The sequence below is a fragment of the Corynebacterium diphtheriae genome (assembly GCF_001457455.1).
In the GTDB taxonomy this organism is placed as follows: Bacteria; Actinomycetota; Actinomycetes; order Mycobacteriales; family Mycobacteriaceae; genus Corynebacterium; species Corynebacterium diphtheriae.
Map to the genome: position 1 here is coordinate 1,630,818 of NZ_LN831026.1, position 16,858 is coordinate 1,647,675.

Genomic DNA, 16,858 nt, shown 5'->3' on the forward strand with positions numbered 1-16,858 from the left:
GGTTGGCTTAACGATGAACAGTCGGTGCGTACGGTGCAACGACTGAACCGTTCGCAGATTCATTTGCGCCCGTATTGACTCCGTTCGAGGCTACCCCAGCTCCACCGTTAGCAGCGGGTGCGCCATTACCAACCGGCGGGACTGCGTTGAGATTTCCGGCAACTTCACTGGTTTTATTGGGATCACTCGATGCACCCTTAGGCGCAATGCGATCACCATTGACGTCAACAACTGGGTGAGTTTTCTCGCCCGGTTCTCTTTGAACTATCACTTCGCCCTCAGGCTGTGGAAGTAAAATTCCCGCCTGATCCGGTACAACTAATCCCATATCTTGAGCGCGTCGCGCGATGTTGGCAGTCGAGGAAGCATTTTCGACGTCCCGATTAAGCGTCTCAATCTGGTTAGACAACGTGTTTTCGTTTGCACGCAGCTGCGTCATCGCAAAGGTTTGTTCCGTTGAGATTCCCGAAAGGTACAGTGAAACCGCAACACTTGAAACCAGCATCACGATGATTCCCACTACCCTTCTAACATTCGCGGGCGCTACTGCAGCTCGGGGAGCTTCGTTACGACGTCCTCGATGCGAGAACACCTGACGAGAACCAGCGGTGTTTCTAAAACTACGAGAACGAAGCGGGCGTTCTTCTACTCGCTGCGCATTGTAGCCGGCTCGAGAACCAGAGCGATTGTAGGTTAACGTCTGAGTTCCGGTTGTCGACCCCGTACTCAGATCTCGAGAACGGTGGCTGGCCTCCCTACGCGCACGGTCGGTCATGGTCATCTCTAGGTCACCCCAAAACTACTGCGTTTGTTTGTGTCATTGCGTTTTTGATTTCTCTACAGAGCTTCGATTGCTCGAACTCTTACTGATGCAGCGCGAGGATTTTCCTCGATTTCCGCGTCAGTAGCTTTTTCTGCACCACGGGTCACTACTTTGAATTTGGGCGCATATTCCGGTAGCTCCATGGGAAGCCCTGGCGGCGTTTTCGAAGTAGAAATGTCTACGAAGTAACGTTTGACAATTTTGTCTTCCAACGACTGGTACGACATGAACACTGCTCGTCCACCTGTAGCCAAACGCTGCGTAATCTCAGGAAGTACTTTCTCTAGAGATTCCAATTCTCGGTTGACCTCGATCCGAAGCGCTTGGAATGTTCGCTTGGCTGGATGACCACCGGTACGACGCGTAGCTGCAGGAATCGTCGCATAAAGCAGCTCAACTAGCCGAGCCGAAGTGTCAAATGGTTCTTTTTCACGCTCTCGGACTATTGCACTTGCAATTTTTCCTGCGAAACGCTCGTCACCATAGGTTTTAAGGATTCGCGCTAGCTCGCCATGGCTATAGGTATTCAGCACATCAGCTGCAGTGATCCCGATCGTGTTATCCATGCGCATGTCTAGTGGCGCATCAACACGGTAGGCAAATCCTCGCTCTGCTTGATCAAGCTGCATTGATGAAACCCCGAGGTCGAAAAGTGCACCGCTGATACCTTGCTCCAATGCAGTAGCTGCAATGGGGTTTCCAGATTGAGCCAGTTCCTCTAATTTCGGGGCAAATCGATCGAAACGGGTGTGAATACCGAGGAATCGATCTCCAAATTCTTTTAGTCGTTCGCGCGCCGAAGCTAAAGAGTTAGTATCACGATCGAGGCCTATAACTCGAGCTTCTGGGAAGCTTTCAAGAAAATACTTGCTGTGCCCACCAGCGCCAAGAGTGCCATCAATAATGACAGCATCTGACCCCATCGCTGTAACCTTAGGCGCAATCAGCTCAGCCATTCTGGCTCGAAGAACTGGGACGTGACCATGGTTTTCCTCAACATCGAACGAAAACTCTTGCGGCTCACCGTGAGTCATTTATCCCCTTTCTCGAGCTTATTCACATGCCCTGAGACACATGTTGTTGGGTCTTTAGGTAGTAAAGGCGGGGTCTACACAGAGCCCTGACTGGTACGCTCCATGCTCTGATATCGGGGAAGTACACCAGAGCACGGCGTCCAGTCAGAGTTCATGCGTATACTCCGCATACTCACACTGACTTAAAGGAAATCACCGAGGAACTCACCTTCCGCAGAAGAGAAAGCAGCCTCTGTTTCCTCTTGGTATGCAGCCCAAGCAGCCGCATCCCAAATCTCTAGAAAGTCCACAGAACCAATCACCACACACTCTTTAGACAAGCCTGCGTACGTACGATGCGCGGCAGAAAGAGTGATTCTTCCTTGCCCATCGGGACGCTGTTCGTCTGCACTCGCCGCGAGATTACGAATAAAGGCTCGTGCCTCAGGATTAGTCCTTGACACAGCAGCAGCTTTCCGAGCCCGTGCAGCAAACTCTTCGCGAGGGTATACAGCTAACGAATGATCTTGACCCTTCGTAACCATTAACCCTCCAGCTAATTCCTCACGAAATTTCGCTGGAAGAGTGAGACGACCTTTGTCATCAAGCTTGGGGGTGTAGGTACCCAAAAACATGGGATACGGCCACCTCCCTTTTGCAGCTCCATGCCATCCGCGTCGTTAATCAGCAGTGGTATTTAATTCTGTTTTCCATCTACGGTTCACACCACAAAGTTCGATAAAACTTCGCGTTATGAACCTTTTCGGCCAAGTACCTTTTGGTTAAAAAGAAAACCCGACCTCGCATCACGGCATGAGCTAAAACACACCACACCGCTTCACTGCAGCCCACTCTACCCCACTTTCCCCCACTTTCTACACCACCATTTTGTAATTCCTCAACAATCTACCAAACCAAAACTTCCACTACCTGCAGGTTTTACGATGGGGAACGCTCCCTAAACTTCCAAAAAAATATTGAACTATGCCAAAATACACCCCCTCACACCCCAAGAAACACCCAAAACATCAATAACTTAGCCCCCAACAAACACATTGATAGCCTCTTAAAAAGTAGATGTGGGGAAAAGTGGGGAGATTTTGGGGAACCTCCCATTACGTTGTTGGCAGTTCCGCTTAAAGGAGCCCAGGATTCGTACTCCTAGCCCCATGCTGGGGCAGGCTATGTTTATCTGCGTTCCTTCTGCCTTGTGGCAGCGGAACTAGTCGCTGGCTTCGGTATGGCTTATTTTCGTCCCTGTTAAGAAAATGATCCGGGGGGGTGATGCCGCCGAAGGCAGTGACATACTCCAAACTGCTAATAGGAACCTGACCCGCACACAATGTGCGAGGTCTCAAAGTAATGTGGATGCCAGCGTGAAGTATGTCCGACCACCAGCGATGAAATAAGTCCCATACTCATTCAATTCGCTAGGAGGTCAGACATGACCTACGACTATGTCATCGGCATGGACGCCTGCAAATACTTTCACCACGCTTGCGTCTTAGATATCGACGGCACCCAGGTGCTATCTAAGCGCATCAATCAAAATGAACAATCCCTGCGCGCACTGTTTTCAGCGTTCAGCGCATACGACCACAAGGTCCTTGTCGTCGTGGACCAGCCCAATAACATTGGGCGACTAACTGTCGCAGTTGCCCAAGATATCGGAATCGACGTGCGCTACCTTCCAGGTTTGGCTATGCGTCAACTCTCACGCATCCACGCTGGTAATGCCAAAACTGATATCCGGGATGCATATATCATCGCCCACGCTGCAAAGAACCTTCCGGAATCCCTCCGCAGTGTCGACCGCGTCGAAGAAGCCTTCCTCCAGTTGAAAGTCCTCAACGGCATCGACGAAGACTTAGCGCGCTCCTACACCAGGCTCATCAATCAGATTCGAAGTGCATTAGTTGGCTGTTACCCGCAATTCGAACAAGCCCTTCGCGGCCAGATAATCCACCGCAAGTGGGTTCTGCACCTACTTGCACGCTACGGCGGGCCCACCAAAATAAAGCGCTTAGGTAAGGCCAAGGCAGCCGCCTTTGCTCGACGATATAAGGCACGAAATCCCGAACCTGTCCTCGATGCCATATTCGCTGCCATCTCTGAGCAAACAGTCACTATTGCAGGTGCACACTATGCCGAAATGGGCGTAGCAATGTCGGCGAAGGACGCACTTTTAAAGCTCGAGCACCGCCAACAAATCGAAAAGGAAGTCATCGAGCTCATCAACGACATCCCCCACACCCAATTCCTGCTATCCATGCCGGGAATCGGGCCAAAGACAGCTGCCCAAATTCTCATGACCGCGGGCGATATGTCCGACTTTCCGTCAGCTGGGCACCTAGCCTCCTACGCTGGCTTATCGCCCCGAACGAATCAGTCCGGAACCTCAATCATGTCGAACTCACTGAACCGAGCCGGCAATAAAAAATTAAAGAACGCCCTATGGCAATCATCTTTTGCATCCATCAGATTCCACGAGCGTTCCCGGCAATTCTATGAACGAAAGCGCCGTGAAGGCAAAAGGCACAACGCCGCAGTAGTAGCACTAGCCCGCAGACGACTCAACGTCCTCTACGCCATGATGCGCAACCACGAGCACTACCACGATCCCGCACCATCACAGGAAGACCTAGCAGCCTAGACACTAAGAGTAAAGCTAGCCGACCGGGTAAAATCCCAGTCGGCTAGCTGTCATGCCCGAAAACAAACCCGTCCACACAACCCCACAGAGAGAATCCGCCCCCGATTTCTCCACCCGCGAGGTTGACAACCTATATAGGAACACCCCCCATAAAAAAACTCGGGTGCCATCACTTTTTCAGTGATGGCACCCGAGTGGTGCGCGCTACCCGATGAATTTATCCTTCAAAACGCTTACGGAAGTTCTCTTCCATCCGGTCGGCGATTCCGCCTTTAGTTTTCTGCGACATGTTCTTAGATCCTCGCGGAGCCGAAACAGATAATTCTCCTCCACCCCTAGAACCACGAACAAACCAGATACCTCCCGCTAGCATCACGATAAATCCTGTGATCGCCAATACAATAAACCAGAGAGTGTGCTGACTAAGAGCCACTCCACCAACCAGCATAACGAGGCCCAACACCATAATGGACACAGAGCGCAAAACTCCGATGCCTAGACCGCCATTAACTCCTACCCCATTAACAGAGGCGCCAAATTTGGGATCCTCAGCCAAAAGAGATCGTTCAATCTCCCTGAGCGCACGCAGCTCATGATCAGAAAGCGCCACCGTGACCTCCAAGTCTTGGTTACAAGTAAAAATAAACCGCTTTACTAGGTACTAACGCTCACTCTAGTAGGTAAGTTCCCCACGAGGTAAGAAACCAAGAATCGAAACACCCCTAGATGGTCAGGCAGCCTCTTGCCCTGGATATTCACCTGTCAAAAGATAATCAATGAACTCATCTACGAGGAGCTGTAAGCGATGCACTACCTCAACAGAAACCCCTGGATCTATACCATTAACCACACGAGAACGAGTGCGCGAAAACTTTTGAAATCGATCGGCCCATTGAATACCTTCTGGGCCAATCATCCGAAGCTGATCCCATACATTAGATGACTTACGCTTCCGAGAAGCGATTCGACTGCACGCGACCATCGCCCCCGCGGCACGCAGCCCCGCCCTGTACGCATACTCCAACGCGGAGGCGTTATCTCCTTGCGCCTCCCACTTCCGCGATTCATTGAGCATCAATTCAGCCTTAGCTAAAAAGTCATGCCCCTTGCCACTTTTACCGGCAAACCGTGTTGTTGCAGAAATAATGACCGACATGACCATATCCCCTTCCATCTTGAAGCTTTGTGTCGACCATAGAAAACAGTTCCAACATCTAAAGCTCATCCTACCACCATCATGGAACGTTTGTTCGAAATTGGTGGTAAAAATATCCAACGCTACCAAATCTTGCGAAACCGAAAAGATACATAATCAACATCCCTACAGTCCCCTAAATGGTGTGGTTTGATGGTGTACGTGGCCATCACTATCGTTCGAGTTCCTGGACCAGCCTTTAGCTACCATTGCCCTGATTTCGTACGACTCTATATCGAGGCAATGGGTTATTCACCGACAATTGCTCCAGCACGAATTCGAGTATGGCGCAATGCCATTACCGAACAAGGCTTCGTCGCCGTGTGTGCCATTGATGATTCTTCTGACAATCCTGCAGCAATTGGTGAAGGCATCGTAGGAATCGGTTATGGCTTCACTGGCCGATCCGAACACTGGTGGGATCGACAAATCCACCGTGGTTTGGCTGAACAAAAATGTCCCCCTGTTGCTAGGCCATATTTCGAGCTTGCAGAATTACATGTATCTCCCCGTGCGCAAGGACAAGGAATCGGCCGAAGCTTACTCCATGCACTCATCAAGCACTGCGGCCATGAGCTAATACTGCTATCTACCCCTGAAGTACCTGACGAAAAAAATGCTGCGTTTCACCTCTACCGCTCTTGTGGTTTTGACGACCTCCTTCGGAATTTTATGTTTGAAGGAGATCGTCGCCCCTTCGCCGTTCTACAGCGGAAAGCCCATCGCAATTAGCGAATAGCGTCGTGGCCTTGCTGTGTTCCCCACGCGGGCGCCATGCCGAGATTATGGAGTACTTCTTGGGTCGCTCGAACATAATTCATGGTCATGAAATGGATGTCTGGGATCCCTTCAGAAATAAGACGCTGTGCCATCTCAGTAGTGACTTCGATTCCTACTTTGCGAATATCGCCGCGATGAGCTTCCTCATCGCCGCGCGCTGCGTCGAGAAGCCGTTTTTCTAAAGCCTTAGGCAAGGTGGCACCTGCTAATTCCATCTGCCTACGAACCGACCTCAAGCTGGTAATGGGCATAAGTCCTGGGATGATCGGCTTTGATCCATGTTCGGGATCCGCCTTAACCAAGCGATCTCGCAGTCGTAAATAGTGATCGACATCAAAAAACATCTGGGTAATCGAAAACTCTGCGCCAGCTCGCAGCTTTTCCAATGTAAATTGCGTATCCGCCTCAATGCTAGGCGCTCGGTAGTGCCCTTCTGGGAAACTAGCAATTCCTACCTGAAAGTGTGAGGTCTGCTCAGTCTTGCGCACGAGGTCGATCAAATCTTTGGCATAATCTAGGCCGCCTGCGGTAGGGACCCACGGAGCCATCGGGTCAGTGCCAGGGGGATCGCCTCGCAAGGCAAGTAAGTTAGACAACCCGTGGGACGCATAAGTGCACAGAATTTCTTCTAATTCTTCTTGGGTGTGTTCCACAAGCGTGAGATGAACGAGCGTGGTCAACGGATGACGAGAAAGCTTGTGCGCGACACGCATTGTGCGCTCGCGGCTAGATCCGCCTGCACCATAAGTAACGGAGACAAAAGAGGCTCCTAAGTCGTGAAATGCTTCGGCAGCTTTCCAGAGTCGCTCTTCTGCTGCCTCATCTCGTGGCGGCATAAACTCTACAGAAAACGGAACCTGGCCCGGTGTTGGCATGGAAATGACATCGGTGATTGTGCGCTGATACGCAGCAGGTAGCGGTTGTGCAGACATACGGGCGTATTTTATGGGAAAAATTGAAGAATATTGCCACCTTGAGGAATTTTATTCATTTTTTACTGTAGGTTGCCGTTATTGAACAGCGTCGATACCACTATGTCCCCTAGTTTTCTTAGCTCTTGGCTTAGCTGCGCCCCCACCCTCTAATATGGGTTTAAAGTCTACACCGAATTTACAGTTTTTAAGGAATGTGAACCAGTTGTCTACGCACCCCGCCGGTATCTCTGCATGCCATCACTCACTGCCTTCGTTTTCGGAGGTCCCAGCAGCAGTAGAAGAAATACTCGCGGAGTTTTTCGAAGGCCGTAAACGCAAGGTAGCCAAGATTGGTGTTCCAGTGAGCAATGCGGTTGAGCTGCTGGTCGAATATGTCCTTGGCGGTGGAAAACGGATTCGTCCTACGTATGCGTGGGCGGGTTTTGTTGCTAGTGGCGGATTAACTAATAAGACGGAAGATCCCGGCGCGGTACTCACAGCAATTGGCTCTCTGGAACTGATCCAAGCGTGTGCGCTTATCCACGACGACATTATCGACGCTTCCGATACGAGGCGTGGTAATCCGACTGTGCACCGTGTTGCAGAACGCACCCATGCAGAATCCCATCGCTTGGGCGATTCCGCACGTTTTGGCGAGTCGATCGCAATTTTGGTTGGCGATCTTGCGATGGTGTGGGCAGATGATATGTTCCATAACTCTGGGCTTAGTGATGCTGCAATTCGTCGTGCTTCGAATGCGTGGCGTGGCATGCGCACTGAAGTTATTGGCGGACAACTTCTTGATATTTACATTGAATCCACTGGTAGCGAGAGCATCGAACTAGCGGAAACCGTCAATCGTTTTAAAACTGCCGCCTATACGATTGAGCGCCCTCTTCACATTGGTGCGGCGTTGGCGGGCGCTGATGACCAGACAGTTCATTGTCTACGAAATTATGGCCGTGATATCGGCTTGGCGTTCCAGCTTCGCGACGATCTTTTAGGTGTATTTGGTGACCCAAGTGTTACGGGTAAGCCAGCTGGCGATGACTTGCGTGAAGGAAAGCGCACGGTATTGGTGGCCAAAGCATTAGAAATCTTGGAGTCTGCGGGCTCGATCCACGAGGCGGAAATGATTCGTCGTGACTTAGGTGCAGTGTCGGGGGCCGAAGATATTGCACAATTGGCTTCGATTATTCGCTCCTCTGGTGCCGCCGATGCGGTGGAAGAGCGCATCGCAACCTTGCGAACTTCTGGCCTTGCGCACATTAGCAATGATGTTATTGATGCAGAGGCCCAAGATTTTCTAAAACACCTAGCTATCAAGGCTACGTCGAGAAGCTTCTAATTCCCCGGAGATCACACACCTATGGATTTTTTGCAGAAACTTCTGCGTACTAGCTCAACATTATCGCCAGTGGGCGTAGGAATCTTCGCATCAATTCTGATAGCTTTGGGTTCTTTTGGCGGCGGTGCCATTCGAAATCGCGGCGGGTTGCTCGAGTCTTTGCACGTCGAGTTTCTGGCTTATGGCCACGGTGCTGGTTTTTCCAATATCACGTTATGGATCGGAACAGCTCTGTACATTATTGCGTGGTATCTTTTGGGCCGCCGCGTCATGCAATCAGCGGTTTCCCTCAGGTATGTCACACACTGTATTTGGTTGTGGATTACTCCTTTGTTGTTCGCGGCCCCAATTATGTCTCGTGATGTTTACTCCTATTTGATTCAGGGAACTTTATTACGTGATGGTTTTGATGCCTATACGCAGGGAGCTGCGGTCAATCCCAGCCCTATTTTGTACGAGGTATCTCATGATTGGCGTAATACGACGACCCCTTACGGCCCTTTGCACCTGTGGTTGGGAGAATGGATCACCACGGTTACCGGCAACCACATTTCGATTGGTGTGTTGTTATTTAAGCTCGTTTCGCTTGTAGGTTTTGGAGCGATCGTATGGTCTATACCTAAGATTGCCGCAGCTATTGGCGGAAATCCGACGTTCGCTCTGTGGCTCGGCGTGGCTAATCCTGTAATGGTGTTTCATTTGATTGGTGGCATGCACAACGAGGCACTCATGGTAGGACTGGTCAGTATTGGCTTTGTTTTTGCGTTACGACGTTCTCCTGCGTGGATCTTCGCTGGCATCGCTGTAATTGCTGTAGGCATGGCGCTGAAAGCAACTGCTGCTTTTGCACTTCCTTTTGTCGTTTGGATTGCTGTGGCACAAGCAGGACCTACGCTGCGTTCCCGCATTGTGCGATTTATGATTTTTGCTCTTGTGGGAGCAGTAGAAACAATCGCCATCGTTGCACTCATTACATGGGCATCGGGAGCATCATCGGGATGGATCGCAGCTCTTAGTGGTAACACTAAGGTGATTAACCCGCTGGCCTTCCCTTCCCTGGTAGCAACGCTGATTTCAGGTGTGGGTTCTTTGTGGCTCGACCCGTTCCCGTTCAATGCCGTCGTCGCAGTTATCCGCAAGATCTCCATGGTCTTCATGGGACTAGGCGTTATCGGCTGCTGGTGGTATTTCCGTAAGTCGGAACGCGCAGCTGTCCAAGGCACGGCTGCTGGATATATGGTGGCGTTTTTCTTTAATGCGGTGACACTGCCGTGGTACTACACGAGCGTCGTCTCGCTGATCGGAACGTTTACACCGCCTGTGTGGTTACAGAAGCTAACAGTGATGGCATCGATAATCGTTGCTTTTGCTTTTACGGGCAGTGGCAATCATCAGCTCTACAATCCTGTATGGATGCTTGCTACAACTGTGGCAGCGTGGTGGATGACGCGTTCTATTTTTAATGCAAGCACAACGTCATCCCATTCCACGGCCGAATCAGTGCAGTAATTAGAAGCCCATTGCTTGGGCGCGTCGCATGACTTCGCGAGCTAGGTGCCCATGGATGGCGTCGATAGGCCGACCTGGGAGGCTTTCGTCTTCAGTAAAGAGGAACTCGAAGATTTCTTGGTCGGTATATCCACCATCGGAAAGCAAAGCGATAACGCCAGGGACGAATTTGTTCGTTGTGCCCTTTTCGGAAAGGAATGCTTCCGGAATTTTTTTAATGCCGTTATCCAGGACACAGATCAGCTTGTGCTCACCAATCTGGTCGAAAACTCGAGTGACTGGCTGGCCAATGCGCTCAGCGTAATCCGGAACGGTAAGAAGGTTTTCTCCGGCAAGGAGGACAGAACTTGGAACAATATTGTTACTCACCCTGCCTAATCTATCGTGAATCTGGCCAATAGTGTTGTTTTCCCTCGCAATGAGGCCCCCTGAGTTAGCGAATCACCACCTCAGTCAGCCATACTATGTGCTATGGCAGATCTGAAAATCGGCGACGTGCTAGAAAACCGTTATCGCATCGAGGCTCCTATTGCTAGGGGTGGGATGTCAACGGTCTACCGGTGTGTGGATACCCGCTTGGGTCGGCTTGTCGCTGCGAAGGTAATGGATCAGCGTTATCTGGACGACCCGATTTTCAAAGACCGCTTCCGTAGGGAAGCTCGCTCCATGGCCCAGTTGAGTCACCCATGTTTGGTGGGAGTCTATGACTTTTCTTCCGATGGCGACAACATCTTCCTCATTATGGAGCTGATCACCGGCGGCACTTTGCGCGAGCTTTTGGCCGAACGCGGGCCTATGCCTCCTCATGCAGCGGTCGCCGTCATGCGTTCGGTTCTGACTGGTTTGTCCGTAGCCCACTCGGCGGGCATGGTTCATCGCGATATCAAACCCGACAATGTGCTAATCAACGCCGATCATCAGGTGAAGTTGGCGGACTTTGGTTTGGTGCGGGCGGCGTCGGCTAGCCAAGCGACTTCCAATCAAATCGTCGGCACGGTGTCTTATCTCTCCCCTGAGCAAGTTTCTGGCGATGACATCGGCCCCGAAAGCGATGTGTACTCCGCCGGCATCGTGATGTTCGAGTTACTCACCGGCACCACTCCGTTTAGCGGCGACAATCAAATTGCGCATGCTTACGCGCGTCTCGATAGTGCAGTGCCAGCACCTTCATCCATGATCGCAGGAATTCCACCGCTTATCGACGCCCTCGTTGCTTCTGCTACAGCGCTACGCCCCGAAGAACGCTTCGCCGATGCAGCAGAGTTTCTCAATGCGCTAGACGACGTAGCTCAAGAACTACGTCTCCCAGAATTCAGAGTGCCAGTACCTGCCAATGCTGCAGCTTATCGTTCCAATGAACATCTCACTGGCCATTTCACAACGTCCGACCTCATGACTACGGACCTGCCGAGAGAAACTGAAGGCCTGTTCCCTATCGAAGACGCCAGCACTCATACTCGTGCCTTCCAGCCAATTACGCCACAGCCTGCTACCCCCGTCGGGCCTGTTGCACAACGAAAACCAGACTATTCTCCTGAACCAGTAGCACCACAACATGCCCCAGCTGCAACGCATGAGCCCGTCACCAATCGCTCCAAAATCAGTTTTGTTTTGTGGCTCATAGCTGTCATTACCCTAGCCACTGCGGTAGCCCTTGGCGCATGGTGGTTTGGTTCTGGACGCTACGGTGAAGTCCCCCAGGTTCTTGGCCTCGACCAAGTACAAGCCGTAGCCGTTACCGAGGAATCCGGCTTTGGCGCAGTCACCGAGCCTGTATATAGCGACGACGTTCCTAAAAATGCCATCGCTGGCACGAAACCAGACCAGGGCCAACGTGCTGTGAAAGGTGACGACATCACGTTGCTGGTATCCCAAGGACGCCCGACCGTTCCCGATGTTCCTCAAAGTCGTTCAGCTTCCGAGTACCGTCGCCTGCTCGAAGAGCGCACACTTGAGTACCGCGAAAGCGCCCCCGAATTTTCTGATTCCGTGCCCGAAGGAAAAATCGCCCGTGTTGTACCAGGTTCGGGCAACGAAGTCGCAGTCGGCAGTGCCGTATCAGTTGCACTTTCCCAAGGTCCAGCGCCTGTGACCATCCCCAATGTTTCTGAACGTCCCGTTGATCAAGCGCGAAACGAGCTGGAAAAACTAGGATTCGACGTCACCATCGCCAAAGAATTTAGTGACACCATCCCTGGCGGTGACGCAATCGGTACCGACCCCGCAGCAGGCACAACTCTCCCCCGCGGCAGCTCAGTAACTCTTAAAGTTTCTACCTCTGTAGAAATACCTGATGTTCGTGGAAAATCGCGCCATGCTGCCATCAGCGCTCTTGCTGATGCAGGTATTACCGTGGAGTCGATTTCTCGTTCCGATAATGAAGTAGGCAATTCTGCAGACGAGGTCACATCGATTACACCAAGCTCTGGTAATCTCATCGATCCTGCACATACCAAAGTCTCGTTGATTCTTGCGGGCAGAGTCGAAGTGCCTTCTGTTGTAGGTAAACGCTACGCTGAGGCTAAACGCGAACTAGAGGCAGCAGGCTTTAGCGTGACCACAAGCGGGACGAGCAAGTCTTCTGCACGAGTGTATTGGCAGACTCCTGCCGGTGGACGCGCTGAACCAGGAGCTACCATCAAACTCAAAACCCTGAGCTCTTAGAAGGCTTCAATGAAACGCTAATGGGCCCGAAGCGACGGTGTGCTTCGGGCCCATTATTTTATATGCGTTAGTTACGCAGCATCTCGGCAACCAAGAACGACAGCTCCAAGGACTGCTGGGTGTTCAGACGTGGATCGCATGCCGACTCGTAGCGACCTGGCAGATCAACGTCAGTAATATCTTCGGCACCACCAAGGCACTCTGTGACATTTTCACCGGTGAACTCTATGTGGATACCACCTGGATGAGTACCCAAGGCGCGGTGTACTTCGAAGAAGCCTTGTACCTCATCAATGACCTTGTCGAAGTGTCGAGTCTTGTAGCCATTTGAGGAAGTAAAGGTGTTGCCGTGCATAGGATCAGACTGCCAAATCACTTTGTGTCCGGATTCCTCCACCGCTTTGACAATGCCAGGTAGCACGTCACGAACTTTGTCGTGACCCATACGAGCCACAATCGTCAAACGGCCTGGTACGAAATTCGGATCCAATTTGTTAGCGTAAGCGACAACTTCTTCAGGAGTAGCTGTAGGACCAATTTTGATGCCGATGGGATTGGCGATCATGGCCGCGAAATTCACATGGAAATCATCGAGTCCACGAGTACGCTCACCGATCCACAGCTGGTGCGCCGACAAATCGTACAGTTCTACGTTTCCTTCTTCGTCTTCAGCCAGACGTAGCATCGCACGCTCATAATCCACCACAAGTGCCTCGTGAGAGCAGAAAATATCCGCCGAATGCAAGGTATGGTCATTAACGCCGCATGCACTCATGAAGCGCAGGCCACGTTCAATTTCTTGAGCCAATGCCTCGTAGCGTGCTCCGGCTGGGGAGCTGGCTACAAATTCTCGATTCCATCCCGTGAGACGATGCAGATCTGCAGTACCTGAGCTAGCCAATGCACGAACCAGGTTGGAGGCTGCAGAAGAGTTTGCGTAAGCGCGAATCATGCGAGCTGGATCGTGTCGGCGCGCTTCTTCTGTCGCCTCCACACCGTTAACGATATCGCCACGGTAATTAGGCAAGCCGTTAGCGTCTAAGTCAGATGATCGCGGCTTTGCATACTGGCCGGCAATACGAGCCATTTTAACGACTGGGGTGGAAGCACCATATGTTAGAACGACTGCCATTTGCAGAAGTGTCTTGATATTGGCGCGAATATGTGGTTCAGTGTTGGACTCAAAAGTCTCAGCACAGTCGCCGCCCTGAAGCAAAAACGCCCTACCGTTTGCTACATCAGCTAGGTGTTGCTTGAGCTCGCGTACCTCTGGAGCAACGACGATTGGCGGTACAGATTCAAGAATCTTACGCACAGTCTCGGCAGTTGCTTTATCCCAATTGGGCTGCTGCTTCGCATCGCGAGCAATAACGTTTTCAAACTGCTGCTGAAGTCCATCCGGCAATGGTGGAAGATCAGGCAGGGCTTCTTTAGGGATATCTACTGTCCAACTCACATCTTTATGTTTAGCACGGAACAGGAAGAAGTAGCGTCTCGGCTATGGATAGATTCACTACAAAGCCAAATTTTCCCATGTGACGGGAAAAAGATTCCCCCATATGGACATTTTATCTGTTGACTACATTACGTTTGTTCAACGGCAATGATTCGGCACAAATCTTGAACTTTTGCAGATTATGGCGAGCGTCGACAAGCGCGTCGTGATTTCCCTCCGGCAACTTAGGTAAGCGCGGACGACCGGCCATCTCCCAGTACTGTTTCAACTCATGCGTATATCGGGGCAGCTCCTTGGGCAACCCACGCATATCCCCCCACAACTGAGCCAAAACCACATGGTCATATGCCCCCACCCATGCCCACAACTCAGTGTTACCAGGTGTGGAAGTCAAAAACTCATAGACTTCCTGCCGAATTGTCGCATTACTTTTCCACAACGTACTCGACGGATTAGGCATCTTATCTAACACATTATCGCGGACCCATTTGTTCGCACGTGAATGATCTGCGTCAGTCGACACCGCGTAATACTCACGGCCGTCCTCACACACAATTCCAATCGAGACAAGATCGATCGTCTCTCCGTCTTCGATAAATTCAGTATCGTAAAAAAACCGCACAGATGCTCACATTCACAAAAGGTGTTGGATAGCTCTCAGACTCTAGACTATCCAACACCCACAACACTAAGCCCCTTCGGGGTATCCCTTACCCGCAGCAAGCGACTTTTTAACATCGGCCGCATACAAATCGACGTACTGCTGTCCTGTCAGATCCGCGAGAACCTTCATCACATGATCCGTAAAAAAGCGCATAGCTTCATAGGAATCAGGATCATAACCAGCATCGCTTACAAAGGAGCGCGGACTAATAGCCTCACCGACCTTGATGACTACTTTGTGCGGACGAGGAATCCAAGTACCAATAGGATTGGCGTCTCTCGAACCGATCATCGCAATCGGCACCACGGCCACGTTAGTGTCAAGAGCGATACGAGCCATGCCTGTCTTACCACGATAGATACGTCCATCAGGAGATCGAGTGCCTTCTGGGTAGATTCCAAAAAGATCACCGCGGTCAAGAACCATACGCGCCGTTTTTAGGAGATCATCACTCGCGCTTTTCGACGTCCTGTCGATAGGCACCTGCCCTACCGCAGTAAAAAACCAACGCTGCAAAGATCCAACAAATCCAGGAGTTGTAAAGTACTCTTGCTTGGCGGGGAATGTGATCTGCCGTGGCGACATCAGTGGCAGATAGAACGAATCCATAACAGCTTGATGGTTTGAAGCAAGAATTGCCGAACCCTTATCAGGAATATTTTCCAACCCATGAATCTCAGGTCGGTTGTACACCCGAAGAATAGGCCCCCACAAAATATGCTTAAACGTCCAATACCATTTGTTATGCATGGCTTCATCCTTATTTTTCCGAGCCGAATGTGCTAACACGATGAACTCAAGCTAGACGCGACGCCGAGCCAGATCAGATACCCCGATCATACCGGCATCGCCACCCAATTCGGCACACACCACCGTCGGAAGGGGGCGATACCCAGCCCCGACAATCTGCTGTGCCATGTGCTGAGTAGCCTTTTCCAAGAACAAATCGCTTGACGTGGACAACCCGCCACCAATCACGATCTGTCCCGGATCTAAAACATCACACACGATAGACAAGGCGCGGCCCATCCATTCAGCAAAATCATCAAAGACCTCGATGGCAAAAACATCACCCTGGCGGGCCGCTTCGGTCACAGTTTTCCCACTCAATGTGCCCGAATGATAGGCAGCAGCAACCATCGAGTCGCGGCCACGATCGGCGTCGAGAAGCTCACGCGCTGTCGCTTCAATAGCAGTGCCGGAACAATAACGTTCCAAACAGCCACTCTTGCCACAAGAACACTGCCGACCTTGAGGGACAACGGTAAGGTGGCCGAACTCAGGAGCTGTACCAAAAGCACCACGGTAGATCTCACCCTCGTGCATCAGTGTGGCACCGATACCAGTGCCAACCGCAAATAAGACCCAGTTTTGCGAACCACGTGCCGCTCCGAAGCGGTATTCTCCCCACGCTGCAGAATTCGCATCATGTTCAAGACGAACAGGAAGTCCCAACGCGTCCTCTAATTCCGCACGCACTGGGCGATCACGCCACGGCAGATGAGGAGCAAAGCGAACGATTTCGCAATCAGGATCCAAAAAACCTGCAACGGCAAGACCTACAGCCGAAACCTCATGCTTTTCCCGCAATTGAGCTACCAGAGAAATAATGCCTTTTTCCAGAGCCTCAGAAGATTTAGGGGTAGGAACCGAAACGGAGTCGATGATCAAACCGGAATCCGTCACCGCCGCTGCTCGCATATTGGTTCCACCGATGTCGAATCCGACAGTGACAGATTCTGACATATTCGTCATTGTTTCGCCTCGTTAATGGTAGACAACAGCGGTCGCCACAATGGCACAAGCCATAGCTTTCCAAGTATATCGACGACACGGCAG

16 protein-coding genes are annotated in these 16,858 nt (G+C 51.3%); 5 read left to right on the forward strand and 11 right to left on the reverse strand.

All coding sequences use genetic code 11. The annotated features are described in order from the left end of the window. Positions 1 to 7: 7 nt before the first annotated feature. The 3 genes from ftsL to mraZ form a co-directional block, all read right to left on the reverse strand. Positions 8 to 781 carry a cell division protein FtsL gene (gene ftsL / locus AT687_RS07835; protein WP_014319193.1) on the reverse strand — a complete coding sequence of 258 codons (774 nt, stop codon included), beginning with the start codon at positions 779 to 781 and terminating at the stop codon, positions 8 to 10. A gap of 56 nt (positions 782 to 837) precedes the next feature. After that, a complete protein-coding gene (gene rsmH / locus AT687_RS07840) occupies positions 838 to 1,857 on the reverse strand; it encodes a 16S rRNA (cytosine(1402)-N(4))-methyltransferase RsmH (RefSeq protein ID WP_003852168.1) in 1,020 nt (339 codons plus the stop codon). Positions 1,858 to 2,039: 182 nt separating this feature from the next. Further along, positions 2,040 to 2,471, reverse strand: coding sequence for a division/cell wall cluster transcriptional repressor MraZ (gene mraZ, locus AT687_RS07845; RefSeq protein WP_003852170.1), 432 nt, complete (start codon positions 2,469 to 2,471; stop codon positions 2,040 to 2,042). Positions 2,472 to 3,280: 809 nt separating this feature from the next. On the opposite strand from mraZ, the gene AT687_RS07850 reads away from it, so the two are divergent. Next, complete coding sequence (locus AT687_RS07850) at positions 3,281 to 4,489, forward strand: IS110 family RNA-guided transposase (RefSeq protein WP_010935562.1); 1,209 nt, start codon at positions 3,281 to 3,283, stop codon at positions 4,487 to 4,489. A 217-nt stretch (positions 4,490 to 4,706) separates the two neighbouring features. Here AT687_RS07850 and AT687_RS07855 read toward each other — a convergent pair whose 3' ends face one another. Continuing rightward, a complete protein-coding gene (locus tag AT687_RS07855) occupies positions 4,707 to 5,099 on the reverse strand; it encodes a DUF3040 domain-containing protein (protein ID WP_014310612.1) in 393 nt (130 codons plus the stop codon). A gap of 120 nt (positions 5,100 to 5,219) precedes the next feature. Continuing rightward, the gene (locus AT687_RS07860) at positions 5,220 to 5,645 is read right to left on the reverse strand and encodes an SAV_6107 family HEPN domain-containing protein (RefSeq protein ID WP_014319194.1); all 426 of its coding nucleotides are present in this window, start codon (positions 5,643 to 5,645) and stop codon (positions 5,220 to 5,222) included. A gap of 192 nt (positions 5,646 to 5,837) precedes the next feature. On the opposite strand from AT687_RS07860, the gene AT687_RS07865 reads away from it, so the two are divergent. After that, entirely contained in the window at positions 5,838 to 6,416 is a 579-nt protein-coding gene (locus AT687_RS07865; RefSeq protein WP_014310614.1) for a GNAT family N-acetyltransferase, read from the forward strand. Here the strand turns inward: AT687_RS07865 and metF are convergent. Continuing rightward, positions 6,413 to 7,396 carry a methylenetetrahydrofolate reductase [NAD(P)H] gene (gene metF, locus AT687_RS07870; protein ID WP_010935194.1) on the reverse strand — a complete coding sequence of 328 codons (984 nt, stop codon included), beginning with the start codon at positions 7,394 to 7,396 and terminating at the stop codon, positions 6,413 to 6,415. The genes AT687_RS07865 and metF overlap by 4 nt on opposite strands. A 154-nt stretch (positions 7,397 to 7,550) precedes the next feature. Here metF and AT687_RS07875 point away from each other — a divergent pair, with 154 nt between their 5' ends. Beyond that, positions 7,551 to 8,726 (forward strand): polyprenyl synthetase family protein, encoded by a 1,176-nt coding sequence (locus tag AT687_RS07875; RefSeq protein ID WP_014310615.1) that lies wholly within the window; start codon positions 7,551 to 7,553, stop codon positions 8,724 to 8,726. A gap of 21 nt (positions 8,727 to 8,747) precedes the next feature. Continuing rightward, positions 8,748 to 10,235: an alpha-(1->6)-mannopyranosyltransferase A gene (locus AT687_RS07880; RefSeq protein ID WP_014302130.1), complete on the forward strand. Its 1,488-nt coding sequence runs from the start codon at positions 8,748 to 8,750 to the stop codon at positions 10,233 to 10,235. Here the strand turns inward: AT687_RS07880 and AT687_RS07885 are convergent, their stop codons facing one another. Further along, a complete protein-coding gene (locus AT687_RS07885; protein ID WP_014319195.1) occupies positions 10,236 to 10,604 on the reverse strand; it encodes an Rv2175c family DNA-binding protein in 369 nt (122 codons plus the stop codon). A gap of 102 nt (positions 10,605 to 10,706) precedes the next feature. Between AT687_RS07885 and pknB the strand changes: the two genes are divergently transcribed. After that, complete coding sequence (gene pknB, locus AT687_RS07890) at positions 10,707 to 12,899, forward strand: Stk1 family PASTA domain-containing Ser/Thr kinase (RefSeq protein WP_014307092.1); 2,193 nt, start codon at positions 10,707 to 10,709, stop codon at positions 12,897 to 12,899. Positions 12,900 to 12,966: 67 nt separating this feature from the next. Here pknB and AT687_RS07895 read toward each other — a convergent pair whose 3' ends face one another. The 4 genes from AT687_RS07895 to AT687_RS07910 form a co-directional block, all read right to left on the reverse strand. Next, positions 12,967 to 14,355, reverse strand: a complete 1,389-nt coding sequence (locus AT687_RS07895; protein WP_014310617.1) for a class II 3-deoxy-7-phosphoheptulonate synthase — start codon at positions 14,353 to 14,355, stop codon at positions 12,967 to 12,969. A 112-nt stretch (positions 14,356 to 14,467) separates the two neighbouring features. After that, entirely contained in the window at positions 14,468 to 14,977 is a 510-nt protein-coding gene (locus AT687_RS07900; protein WP_010935200.1) for a polyadenylate-specific 3'-exoribonuclease AS, read from the reverse strand. Positions 14,978 to 15,043: 66 nt separating this feature from the next. After that, complete coding sequence (locus AT687_RS07905; RefSeq protein ID WP_003852196.1) at positions 15,044 to 15,769, reverse strand: lysophospholipid acyltransferase family protein; 726 nt, start codon at positions 15,767 to 15,769, stop codon at positions 15,044 to 15,046. A 51-nt stretch (positions 15,770 to 15,820) separates the two neighbouring features. Further along, entirely contained in the window at positions 15,821 to 16,774 is a 954-nt protein-coding gene (locus AT687_RS07910; RefSeq protein WP_003852198.1) for an ROK family protein, read from the reverse strand. Positions 16,775 to 16,858 lie beyond the last annotated feature (84 nt).

Coding starts and splice junctions, on each gene's coding strand:
- ftsL (WP_014319193.1), bottom strand. CDS start 781: ATGACCATGACCGACCGTGCGCGTAGGGAGGCCAGCCACCGTTCTCGA.
- rsmH (WP_003852168.1), bottom strand. CDS start 1,857: ATGACTCACGGTGAGCCGCAAGAGTTTTCGTTCGATGTTGAGGAAAAC.
- mraZ (WP_003852170.1), bottom strand. CDS start 2,471: ATGTTTTTGGGTACCTACACCCCCAAGCTTGATGACAAAGGTCGTCTC.
- AT687_RS07850 (WP_010935562.1), top strand. CDS start 3,281: ATGACCTACGACTATGTCATCGGCATGGACGCCTGCAAATACTTTCAC.
- AT687_RS07860 (WP_014319194.1), bottom strand. CDS start 5,645: ATGTCGGTCATTATTTCTGCAACAACACGGTTTGCCGGTAAAAGTGGC.
- AT687_RS07865 (WP_014310614.1), top strand. CDS start 5,838: ATGGTGTACGTGGCCATCACTATCGTTCGAGTTCCTGGACCAGCCTTT.
- metF (WP_010935194.1), bottom strand. CDS start 7,396: ATGTCTGCACAACCGCTACCTGCTGCGTATCAGCGCACAATCACCGAT.
- AT687_RS07875 (WP_014310615.1), top strand. CDS start 7,551: ATGGGTTTAAAGTCTACACCGAATTTACAGTTTTTAAGGAATGTGAAC.
- AT687_RS07880 (WP_014302130.1), top strand. CDS start 8,748: ATGGATTTTTTGCAGAAACTTCTGCGTACTAGCTCAACATTATCGCCA.
- pknB (WP_014307092.1), top strand. CDS start 10,707: ATGGCAGATCTGAAAATCGGCGACGTGCTAGAAAACCGTTATCGCATC.
- AT687_RS07905 (WP_003852196.1), bottom strand. CDS start 15,769: ATGCATAACAAATGGTATTGGACGTTTAAGCATATTTTGTGGGGGCCT.
- AT687_RS07910 (WP_003852198.1), bottom strand. CDS start 16,774: ATGACGAATATGTCAGAATCTGTCACTGTCGGATTCGACATCGGTGGA.